General features: G+C 62.4%; 9 protein-coding genes. 1 reads left to right on the top strand and 8 read right to left on the bottom strand.

Annotation, left to right across the window (positions count from 1 at the left end):
* The 8 genes from sucC to sdhC all read right to left on the bottom strand — a co-directional run.
* The coding region (gene sucC, locus AC3AYF_RS12415; RefSeq protein WP_487779800.1) for an ADP-forming succinate--CoA ligase subunit beta at window positions 1–965 on the bottom strand (965 nt) is incomplete at its 3' end.
* A 117-nt stretch (window positions 966–1,082) separates the two neighbouring features.
* Window positions 1,083–2,534, bottom strand: coding sequence for a dihydrolipoyl dehydrogenase (lpdA, locus tag AC3AYF_RS12410; protein ID WP_295039614.1), 1,452 nt, complete (start codon window positions 2,532–2,534; stop codon window positions 1,083–1,085).
* 102 nt (window positions 2,535–2,636) lie between these two features.
* Window positions 2,637–4,232: a 2-oxoglutarate dehydrogenase complex dihydrolipoyllysine-residue succinyltransferase gene (odhB, locus tag AC3AYF_RS12405; protein ID WP_295039611.1), complete on the bottom strand. Its 1,596-nt coding sequence runs from the start codon at window positions 4,230–4,232 to the stop codon at window positions 2,637–2,639.
* A 51-nt stretch (window positions 4,233–4,283) separates the two neighbouring features.
* Window positions 4,284–7,115 (bottom strand): 2-oxoglutarate dehydrogenase E1 component, encoded by a 2,832-nt coding sequence (locus AC3AYF_RS12400; protein ID WP_487779799.1) that lies wholly within the window; start codon window positions 7,113–7,115, stop codon window positions 4,284–4,286.
* Window positions 7,116–7,372: 257 nt separating this feature from the next.
* Window positions 7,373–8,083 carry a succinate dehydrogenase iron-sulfur subunit gene (locus tag AC3AYF_RS12395; RefSeq protein WP_295039607.1) on the bottom strand — a complete coding sequence of 237 codons (711 nt, stop codon included), beginning with the start codon at window positions 8,081–8,083 and terminating at the stop codon, window positions 7,373–7,375.
* Between the two features lie 14 nt (window positions 8,084–8,097).
* Window positions 8,098–9,870 carry a succinate dehydrogenase flavoprotein subunit gene (gene sdhA, locus AC3AYF_RS12390; RefSeq protein ID WP_295039606.1) on the bottom strand — a complete coding sequence of 591 codons (1,773 nt, stop codon included), beginning with the start codon at window positions 9,868–9,870 and terminating at the stop codon, window positions 8,098–8,100.
* A gap of 3 nt (window positions 9,871–9,873) precedes the next feature.
* Complete coding sequence (sdhD, locus tag AC3AYF_RS12385; RefSeq protein WP_075562585.1) at window positions 9,874–10,221, bottom strand: succinate dehydrogenase, hydrophobic membrane anchor protein; 348 nt, start codon at window positions 10,219–10,221, stop codon at window positions 9,874–9,876.
* Window positions 10,215–10,592, bottom strand: a complete 378-nt coding sequence (gene sdhC / locus AC3AYF_RS12380) for a succinate dehydrogenase, cytochrome b556 subunit (RefSeq protein WP_487779798.1) — start codon at window positions 10,590–10,592, stop codon at window positions 10,215–10,217. Before sdhC ends, sdhD begins: the two co-directional genes overlap by 7 nt.
* Before the next feature lie 496 nt (window positions 10,593–11,088).
* On the opposite strand from sdhC, the gene AC3AYF_RS12375 reads away from it, so the two are divergent.
* Window positions 11,089–11,392, top strand: a 304-nt coding sequence (locus AC3AYF_RS12375; RefSeq protein WP_295039600.1) for a citrate/2-methylcitrate synthase, incomplete at its 3' end; no start/stop codon positions are given.

The raw sequence follows: 11,392 nt of genomic DNA, 5'->3' as shown, positions 1-11,392 counted from the left end.
ATACCACCGAAGATGTTGACCAGGACGGCCTTGACGTTGGTATCGGAGAGGATGATCTTGAACGCTTCCGCCACGCGCTCCTTGGTCGCGCCACCGCCGACATCCAGGAAGTTGGCCGGGCTGCCGCCGTTGAGGTTGACGATGTCCATGGTACCCATGGCCAGGCCCGCACCGTTGACCATGCAACCGATGTTGCCGTCGAGCGCCACGTAGTTGAGTTCCCACTCCTGGGCGTGGGCTTCGCGCTCGTCTTCCTGGGACGGATCGCGCATCGCCTGCAGATCGGGGTGGCGATACATGGCGTTGGCATCGAGATTGATCTTGGCGTCGAGGCAGTGGAGATTGCCTTCGTCGGTGATCACCAGCGGGTTGATCTCGAGAAGCGCCAGATCCTTGTCGTGGAACAGCTTGGAGAGGCCCAGGAAGATCTTGGTGAACTGCTTGATCTGGTCCTTGTTCAGGCCCAGCTGGAACGCCAGCTCGCGTGCCTGGTACGGCTGAGCGCCGACCAGCGGATCGATCTCGGCCTTGAGGATCTTCTCGGGAGTTTCCTCGGCCACTTTCTCGATCTCGACGCCACCTTCGGTGGAGGCCATGAAGACCACGCGACGGGTGGCGCGATCGACCACGGCGCCCAGATACAGCTCGCTGGCGATATCGGTGCAGTTCTCGACCAGAATCTTGGCGACCGGCTGACCTTTCTCGTCGGTCTGATAGGTCACCAGGTTCTTGCCCAGCCACTGCTCGGCAAACGCCTTGGCTTCTTCCGGGCTCTTGATCAGCTTGACGCCGCCGGCCTTGCCGCGGCCGCCCGCGTGAACCTGAGCCTTGACGACCCACTTGTCGCCCCCGATTTTCTTGCAGGCCTGCGCGGCTTCATCCGGCGTGTCGACGGCGAAGCCTTTGGAAACGGGAAGACCGTAATCGGCAAACAGCTGTTTGCCCTGATACTCGTGAAGGTTCATCGATTCATGCCATTAGGTTGCATGTGACTCGAATGGCAACGAGCCGAAAACCGGCCCGTCGCCCCCGTGCCATCCCCATGGGAATGGCACCTAGTGCAGGAAACGCTGGAGAATGACCTATTTGCGTTTCTTGCGGTTGGCCATGTGAATGGCGTGCCCATCGACAGCCAGCGCCGCCTCGTGCACCGCCTCCGACAGCGTCGGGTGTGCGAAACAGGTCAGCGCCAGGTCTTCGGCACTGGAACCGAACTCCATGGCAATCACGCCCTGGGCGATCAATTCGCCGGCGTGCTGGCCGAGAATATGGACGCCCAGGACGCGGTCGGTCTCGGCATCGGCGATGACCTTGACCATCCCTTCCGGCGCATTGTTGGCCAGTGCGCGACCGCTGGCCGAGAACGGGAAGGCACCGGTCTTGACCTCGATGCCCTGCTCCTTGGCCTGCTGCTCGTTGATACCGACCCAGGCCACTTCCGGCGCCGTGTAGATGACGCTGGGAATGGCGTCGTAGTTCATCTCCGGCTTCTGGCCGGCGATGATGTCGGCGACCATGACACCCTCTTCGGACGCCTTGTGGGCCAGCATCGGGCCACGCACCACGTCGCCGATGGCGTAGACGCCGGAGACATTGGTACGGCACTGGTCATCGACGAAGATGAAGCCACGCTCGTCGAGCTTGATGCCGGCGCCATCGTCGAGCAGATTCTCGGTATAGGGCTTGCGGCCGACACAGACGATCAGCTTGTCGAAGGTCTGTTCCTGCTCGCCGTCGCTGTCGGTGTACTTGACCACGACCTCGCGGGACTTGCCCTTGCCCTTGATCTCCGAGCCGGTCACCCGCGCGCCCATCTTGATGTCCAGGCCCTGTTTCTTGAACAGCTTCTGGGCATCCTTGGCGATCGCCTGGTCGACCATCGGCAGGAAGGTATCCAGCGCCTCGAGGACGGTGACTTCGCTGCCCAGGCGGCTCCAGACGCTGCCCAGCTCGAGACCGATGACCCCGGCGCCGATCACGCCCAGACGCTTGGGCGCCTCGGCGAACTCCAGCGCACCGGCGGAATCGACGATAACGTCGTCGGTCATCGGCGCCGGCGGAATGTTCACCGGCACCGAACCGGAGGCGATGATGACGTTGTCGGCCTCATAGGTCTCGGTCTTGCCGTCGTGACCGGTCACTTCGACCTTCTTGCCATCGAGCAGCTTGCCGGTGCCTTCCAGCGCCGTGACGCCGTTGGACTTGAACAGCATGCTGATACCGCCGGTGTTCTTGGCGATGACGCTGTTCTTGAACTCCATCATCTTCTTCACGTCGGTCGCCACATCGCCGACGTTGATGCCGATTTCGGCATAATGGTCGCGCGTCTCGACGAACTTGTGCGAAGTCTCCAGCAGTGCCTTGGAGGGGATGCAGCCCACGTTCAGGCAGGTGCCGCCGTGAACCGTCTTGCCTTCCTTGTTGACCCACTTCTCGACGCAGGCTGTCTTGAGGCCCAGTTGCGCGGCGTGAATCGCGGCGACGTAGCCTCCCGGGCCAGCGCCAATGACGATCACATCGAATTTATCGGCCATGAAAATATTCCTGTTCGCTTCGTTTGACGTTCAGTCTTCGAATTCGTGTGCGACGGTGCGAATATCCGCTGGCCCGGACGCGAGAGGTCCGGGCTCCGGTCATCAGATATCCAGCAACAGGCGCGCCGGGTCTTCCAGCAGCGACTTGATCGCCACCAGGAACTGAACCGCGTCCTTGCCGTCGATCATGCGGTGGTCGTAGGAGACGGCGAGGTACATCATCGGGCGAATCTCGACCTTGCCGTTCACCGCCATCGGGCGCTCCTGGATCTTGTGCATGCCCAGGATCGCGGTCTGCGGCGGATTCAGGATCGGCGTCGACATCAGCGAGCCGAAGATGCCGCCATTGGTAATGGTGAAGGTGCCGCCCTGCATGTCGTCGATGCCGAGCTTGCCCTCGCGACCACGCTTGCCGAAATCGCCGATCGCCTTCTCGACATCGGCCAGCTTCATGCTGTCGGTATCACGCAGGACCGGCACCACCAGCCCCCGCGGCGTGGAGACGGCGACGCCGATATCCTGGTAGCCGTGGTAGACGATATCGGTGCCGTCGATGGAGGCATTGACGTCGGGGAAGCGCTTGAGCGCCTCGGTCGCCGCCTTGACGAAGAAGCCCATGAAGCCGAGCTTGACGTCGTGCGCCTTGAGGAAGGTGTCCTTGTATTCACTGCGCAGTGCCATCACCGCGCTCATGTCCACCTCGTTGTAGGTGGTGAGCATGGCGGCGGTCTGCTGAGCCTGGACCAGGCGCTTGGCAATGGTCTGGCGCAGGCGGCTCATCGGCACGCGCTGTTCCGGGCGATCGCCTTCGACCGCCGGCGTCGCAGCCGCTTTCGGTGCGGCGGCGGCAGCCGGCTTGGCGGATTTCTTCGCCGAGCCGTCCTTGACCGCCTTCTGCACGTCTTCCTTCAATATCCGACCGCCCTTGCCGGTGCCCTCGATCTTGCTGACGTCGAGATCGTTCTCGGCAGCCAGCTTGCGCGCGGCAGGTGCCAGAATCTTGCCGTCCACCTTGGCGTCTTCCTCGCCGTCGGCGGCGGGAGCCTCGTCCTGGTCGCCGGCGGATTCGGCGGAAGCGCCGCTATCGCCCTCGCCACCTGCGCCTTCGGAGAAGAGCGCCAGGACCGCTTCGGATTCGACCACCTCGCCTTCCTCGACCTTGATCTCGGAGAGCGCGCCGTCGGCCGGGGCGACGACTTCCAGCACGACCTTGTCGGTCTCGATCTCGGCCAGCACTTCGTCGCGCTTGACCGCTTCACCGACTTTTTTGGTCCAGCTGGCGACGGTGCCTTCCTGCACGGACTCGGGGAAGCTCGGCGCCTTGACCTCGAAGCTCTTGCCGGATGCGGCGGGCTTGGCAGCCGGCTTCTCGCCACCCGCCTTCTGCTCGCCACCCGATTTGTCTTTGCCGCCCGACTGGTCTTCGCTGGCCGGCTTATCTTCACTCTTGCCGCCTTCGGAGGCGGCACCGAGAACGCCCAGCACCTGTTCGGATTCGCAGGTATCGCCCTCCTCGATCTTGATCTCGGAGAGGGTGCCGGCCTCGGGCGCCACCACCTCGAGGACAACCTTGTCGGTCTCGATCTCGACGATCAGTTCATCGCGCTCGACGCTATCGCCCACTTTCTTGTGCCAAGTGGCGACCGTTCCCTCGGCAACGGATTCGGGAAAAGTCGGCGCTTTGATATCAGTAGCCATGTCGTATCCTTAGTCTCTTTTCTCTCGCGCCTGTCTCAGCGGCAAGGCGCCTTACGCGTTGAAAGCGTCGTCGACCAGCTGGCTCTGTTGGGCCACATGGACAGACATGTAGCCCGCGGCTGGCGCGGCGGATGCCGGACGACCAGCGAACTTGAGGCTGTGATCCAATCCCTCGCGCACCATGCCCGCCACCAGGCGCAGATGGTGCTGACTCTGATACCAGGCGCCCTGGTTGAGCGGCTCTTCCTGACACCAGACGACCTGCTCCAGATTCGGATAGGTCTTGAGCGCTTCCCACAGCTCGTCCTTGGGGAACGGATAGAGCTGCTCGACACGAATGATCGCGGTGTCGTCACGCTCGTTTTCGGAGCGGTAGGTCGCGAGATCGTAGTAGACCTTGCCCGAACAGAGCACGGCTCGCTTGACCTGCTGGGGGTCCCGCTCGCCGACGTCGGGGATGACCATCTGGAAGCGCCCCTCCGCCAGCTCCTCCATGGTCGAGGTCGCGGCCTTGTGGCGCAGCAGGCTCTTGGGAGACATCACCACCAGCGGCTTGCGCAGCGGACGGATCACCTGACGGCGCAACAGGTGGAAGATCTGCGCCGGCGTGGTCGGCACGCAGACCTGCATGTTGTGCTCGGCGCAGAGCTGCAGGAAACGCTCGAGACGCGCGGAGGAGTGCTCCGGCCCCTGCCCCTCGTAGCCATGCGGCAGCAGCAGCGTCAGGCCACACAGACGCGCCCATTTCGACTCGCCCGAGGAGATGAACTGATCGACCACGACCTGAGCGCCGTTGAAGAAGTCGCCGAACTGGGCTTCCCAGATGATCAGCGAGTTGGGCGCGGTGGTGGCGTAGCCGTATTCGAACGCCAGGACGGCCTCTTCCGACAGGAAGGAGTCGTAGATGGCGAAGGCGGGCTGGTCGTCCTTGATATGTTGCAGCGGAACATAGGTCGAGGCGTCGGCCTGGTTATGCACCACGGCATGGCGGTGGGAGAACGTCCCCCGCCCGGTATCCTGCCCGGTCAGGCGCACCGGATGGCCGGCATCGACCAGGGTGGCGTAGGCCAGCGTCTCGGCAAAGCCCCAGTTAAGCGGCTGGTTGCCGGCCAGCATCTTGCGCCGCTCCTCGTAGACCCGCGCGACCTGACGCTGGACGTCGATGCCGTTGGGGATCTCGCTCATCTTCTGCGCCAACTGGGTCAGATGGTCGAGATCGCAACTGGTGTCGGTGTCTCCGCTCCACTCGTGACCGAGGTACGGCGTCCAATCGACGAACAGGCCGGTGTTGGGCTGCTTGACCAGCGCGTTGGCGACATGGTTCCCGGCCAGCAGATCGTCGCGATACTGCTCGCCCATCTGCTTGGCCTGGTCCTCGTCCAGCACGCCTTCCTCGATCAGCTGCTCGACGTAGAGCGTCCGCGTCGACTTGTGGGACTTGATCTTGGAATACATCAACGGCTGGGTGCCGGAGGGCTCGTCGGCCTCGTTGTGGCCACGGCGACGGTAGCAGACCAGGTCGATGACGACGTCGCGCTGGAACTCGTTGCGATAGTCCACGGCGACCTGGGTCGCATGGAGCACCGCTTCCGGGTCGTCGCCATTGACGTGCAGAATCGGCGCCTGGACCATCTTGGCGATATCGGTGCAATACTCCGTCGAACGCGCATCGTCGGCACGCGAGGTGGTGAAACCGACCTGGTTGTTGATCACGATGTGCAATGTCCCGCCGGTCTTGTAGCCCCGGGTCTGCGACATCTGGAAGGTTTCCATCACCACGCCCTGGCCGGCGAAGGCGGCATCGCCATGCACCACCACCGGCAGTACCTGCTTGCCGTCGCCGTCCTGACGGCGATCCTGACGCGCCCGAACGGACCCTTCCACCACCGGAGAGACGATCTCCAGGTGCGAGGGGTTGAACGCCAGTGCCAGGTGGACCTCGCCACCGGGCGTCATCACATTGGAGCTGAAGCCCTGGTGATACTTGACGTCCCCGGAACCCTGTTCGATCTGCTTCTTGCCATCGAATTCGTCGATCAGTTCCGACGGGCTCTTGCCGAGGATGTTGACCAGCAGGTTGAGACGTCCGCGGTGGGCCATGCCGATCACCACTTCCTTGACGCCGTAGTTGCCGCTGCGCTGAATCACCTCGTCCATCATCGGGATGAAGGATTCGCCCCCCTCCAGACCGAACCGCTTGGTACCCGGGTACTTGGAAGCGAGATAGCTCTCCAGCCCCTCCGCCGCGGTCAGGCGCTCCAGCAGATGTTGGCGTTCGCTCTGACTGTATTTCGGCTTGGAACGCACCGACTCGAAACGCTGCTGCAACCAGCGTTTCTCCTCGGTGTTGACGATGTGCATGAACTCGCAGCCGATCGAGCGGCAGTAGGTCTGCTCCAGCGCCTCGACGATCTCCTTGAGTGACGCCTCTTCCTTGCCCAGAAAGAACGAACCGGTCTGGAACTCGGTGTTCATGTCGGCTTGGGTCAAATCGTGGAAGGAGAGGTCGAGATCGGGAACCGTGTCGGGCTTGCGCAGACCGAGCGGGTCGATGTTCGCGCGCTGGTGGCCGCGGAAGCGATACGCGTTGATCAGCTGGAGAACCTTGACCTGCTTGCGGTTCTCGCTGCTGCCGGTGGCGGCGGTCGCCGGGGCGCGGCGCTCACGCGCCAGCTGATAGAACTGTTCCCGGATGGGACTGAGGGGGACGTCTTGGGAGGGAGAGCCTTCCAGGCGTGGCAACTGTTCGAAAGCTTGGCGCCACTCATCGGGAACGGTCGCGGGATCATTCAGGTACTGCTCGTAGAGCGCTTCCACATAGTGGGCGTTGCCGCCGCTCATGTGGGAAGTGCGCCACATCAACTCCATTATGCCTTCTTGCATCTCTCGTTCACCCTACACTGATGGGGTGTTGTCGGCGCCGGTCGCAGCTGCGCCTCGGCGTCACTCCGGAACCGTCGCGAGACGGCCAACGACCATGCCATTCAAGGCGTCTTCATGATCGTTAAAAGCCGGTGCACGAGGCACCGGCTGACATCTTGAGCTCTGACCGGCTGCGACATCGCGCCGCAGCCGGTAGCGTGGCGACATGATAACAAGCCCAGCGCTACGATTTAAGTCGTAGATGCCGCCTTTGACGATCAGGTCGCGTTGGACAACAGCATTTCGCGAATTTTCCCGATGGCCCGGGTCGGATTCAGCCCTTTCGGACAGACCGCGACGCAGTTCATGATGCCGCGGCACCGGAACAGGCTGAACGGGTCTTCCAGCTCGGCCAGACGCGCCTGAGTGGCGTTGTCCCGCGAATCCGCCAGGAAGCGATAGGCCTGCAGCAGGCCGGCGGGACCGACGAACTTGTCCGGGTTCCACCAGAAAGACGGGCAGGAGGTCGAGCAGCAGGCGCACAGGATGCATTCGTACAGGCCATCCAGCTTGTCGCGCTCTTCCGGAGACTGGAGACGCTCGATCGCCGGCGCCGTCGTGTCGTTCTGCAGATACGGCTGCATGCGCTCGTACTGCTTGTAGAACAGACCCATGTCGACCACCAGGTCACGCATGACCGGCAGGCCCGGCAGCGGGCGCAGCACCAGCTTGTTGTCCTTGGCCACGTCCGACAGCGGCGTGATGCAGGCCAGGCCATTGGTGCCGTTCATGTTCATGCCGTCGGAGCCGCAGACGCCCTCTCGGCAACTGCGACGGAAAGCCAGTGAGCTGTCCTGATCCTTGATCATGGTCAGCACGTTGAGAACCATCAGATCGCGCCCCTGGGTATCGACCTGAAACTCCTGCATGTAGGGCGCGGAATCGGTCTCAGGGTTGTAGCGGTAAACGGAAACCTGAAGATTGGACATCGTTGACAACCCCCTTAGTAGGTACGGACTTTCGGCTCGAAAGTATCGACCGTCTTCGGCGTGAAATTGACGTCACGCTTGGTCACGGTCTTGTCGCCCGGATGGAAGAGCGAGTGCTTGAGCCAGTTGACGTCGTCGCGATCCGGATAGTCGTAGCGCGAGTGAGCGCCGCGGCTCTCCTTGCGATCGAGCGCCGCGATCGCGGTGGCCTCGGCCACCTCCAGCAGGTTGTCGAGTTCCAGCGCCTCGACACGCGCCGTATTGAAGACGTCGGACTTGTCGCCCAGGTGGGCCTGTCCGATACGCTCGCGCAGCTCCGCCAGCTTCTTGACCCCTTCCTGCATGTTGTCTTCCTGGCGGAAGACACCGAAGGCGTTCTGCATGGTGTTCTGCAGCTCGGCCTTGAGTTCGGGGACGGACTCGCCGCCACTGGACTCGTTCCAGCGTGCCAACCGGCTGGTCGCACGCTCGATGTCCGAGGCGGAGGCGTCGAGATAGTCGATACCCTCGCTGAGCGCCTGGTCGATATAGATCCCGGCAGCCCGGCCAAACACCACCAGATCGAGCAGCGAGTTGCCCCCCAGGCGATTGGCGCCGTGAACCGAGACGCAGGCCGCCTCGCCACAGGCGAACAGACCGTTGACGACCCGGTCGTTGCCGTCGCCATCCTGGGTGATGGCCTGGCCGTGCACGTTGGTCGGGATCCCGCCCATCATGTAGTGGCAGGTCGGCGTGACCGGGATCGGCTCCTTGACCGGATCGACATGGGCGAACGTCTTGGAGAGTTCGACGATACCGGGCAGGCGCTTCATCAACACCTCTTCGCCCAGATGATCGAGTTTCAGCATGACGTGGTCGCCATTTTCACCGCAGCCGCGCCCTTCCAGCACTTCCATGACCATGGAGCGGGCGACCACGTCGCGGCCGGCCAGATCCTTGGCGTTGGGCGCATAGCGCTCCATGAACCGTTCGCCGTCCTTGTTGATCAGGTAGCCGCCTTCACCGCGACATCCTTCGGTGACCAGCGTGCCGGCGCCATAGATGCCGGTCGGGTGGAACTGCCACATCTCCATGTCCTGCATCGGGAAGCCGGCGCGCAGCGCCATCCCGATACCGTCGCCGGTATTGATCAGGGCATTGGTGGTCGAAGCGTAGATACGACCCGCCCCGCCGGTCGCCAGCACGGTCGCCTTGGATTTGACGTGAACGACTTCACCGGTCTCGATGCACAGCGCGATGCAGCCGACGACATCGCCGTTGGCGTTCTTCACCAGATCGATGGCGTACCACTCGTCGAGAAAGACCGTGTTGTTCTTCAGGTTGTTCTGATAGAGCGTGTGCAGCAGCGCATGCCCGGTACGGTCGGCGGCGGCGCAGGTCCGCGCGGCCTGCCCGCCCTTGCCGAAATCCTTGGACTGACCGCCGAACGGACGCTGGTAGATCCGGCCGTTGTCGAAACGCGAGAACGGCAACCCCATGTGCTCGAGCTCGAACACCGCCTTGGGTCCCTCGGAGCAGAGATACTCCGCTGCGTCCTGGTCGGCGATGTAGTCGCCGCCCTTGACCGTGTCGTACATGTGCCAGCGCCAGTCGTCATTGGGATCGGCGGAAGCGATGGCACAGGTAATGCCGCCCTGCGCGGAAACGGTGTGGGAACGGGTCGGGAAAACCTTGGACAGGACCGCGGTCTTCTTGCCGGACTTGGCCAGTTCGAGCGCCGCTCGCAGGCCGGAACCGCCACCACCGATGATGATGGCGTCAAAACTCAGGTTACGCATGGTTGACATGGATCAGGCTCCCCAGAGGACTTGAACGCCCCACACCAGAAAAACGAAGATGGCAAGAATCACGACGGCCTGGAAGCCGAAGCGAACACCGGTGTGCTTGAGATAGTCGGTGGATACCGTCCACAGACCGACCCAGGCGTGAGCGGCCATGGAAATGAAGGCCAGCAAGGAGAAGATGCGCATCCAGGTCTGGGCGAACAGTCCACTCCAGGTGGCGTAGTCCAGGTTCGGATGAAACAGCAGATAAGCCACGACAAACAGTGCATAAAGCGCCAGCACCACGGCGGAGACACGCTGGATCAGCCAGTCGGACAAGCCGCTGCGGCCGAGGTTCGTGATGTTGGTTACCATACCCAGACTCCTGCCAGAACCACCAGAACGGCACTGATCACGACGGTGATCTGCGCCTTGCGATTGCCACCCTCGAGATCGACACCGTAGCCGGTGTCCATCTGCAGGTGCTTGATCCCCGCAACGAAGTGGAAGCCGAGCGCCGACAGCAGGCCCCAGGCAATCAGCTTCACCAGCACGTTGTGCGCCAGGGCACTACGCACCGACTCGAACCCCTCGGGAGAAGACAGCGAAGCGTCCAGCGCCCAGAAGCCGAAGATCAGCCCGACGAAAAGGATGACGCCGGTGATGCGATGTGCGATAGAGGTGAGTGCGGGAAGTGGAAAATGGATGGTGGACAGGTCGAGGTTTACTGGACGTTTGCTATTCACGGCTCTTAAACACTCTCTTAACCCAAACGGGTCGTGCCCGTTCAGGGCGGTGGTTTTTAGAAGCTGGATCACGGTCGCAAGATGCAGTTCCGATGCGGCCCAAACCGGCTGACGATGCCATATCGTGCGGTTGCAGATTATAGGGTTTGGGTAACGGTATGACAAATCACCACACACGCCATTGACAGGGAAAATGCCCCACCGGGCCCGCCGCCGCTGGCTTCCGGGTTGTCGACAGTCCATGAAATTTATTTTGTCGCTGTCGGCCCGCCCCACTCGATGGGTATGATGGCGACTCAGCCCGAAAGGCCACGGATCACATCATTGTCCCCGGCACTCCACCACCTTCCCAGAATCCACGACAAACGCCGCAACCACGGTGTCAAGGCGACCTAGGCGAATTGACAATCCCCCGCGGAAATCTATAGTGGGCAAACTATTTTTCGCCCGCACGGCAGTAAAGACAAAGACTTATGTCACGATAAAGGAGGCCAACATGGCTGACAGAAAAGCGAAACTAGCGGTCGATGGTGTCGACAACGCCATCGAGCTGCCGGTATATGCCGGCACCATCGGCCCCGATGTCATCGACGTCCGCAGCCTGACCGCAGAAGGCCTGTTCACCTACGATCCTGGCTTCGTCGCTACCGCCTCGTGCGAATCCGGCATTACCTACATCGATGGCGCCGCCGGCACGCTGCTCCACCGCGGCTACCCGATCGAGCAGCTGGCCGAGAACTCCAACTACGTGGAGCTGTGCTATCTGCTGATGTTCGGCGAACTCCCCTCTCCCGAGGAGT

Source organism: Salinicola sp. (assembly GCF_982684285.1).
Note: the sequence above shows the minus strand (reverse complement) of the source record. Positions and strands in the feature narration are given on the sequence as shown.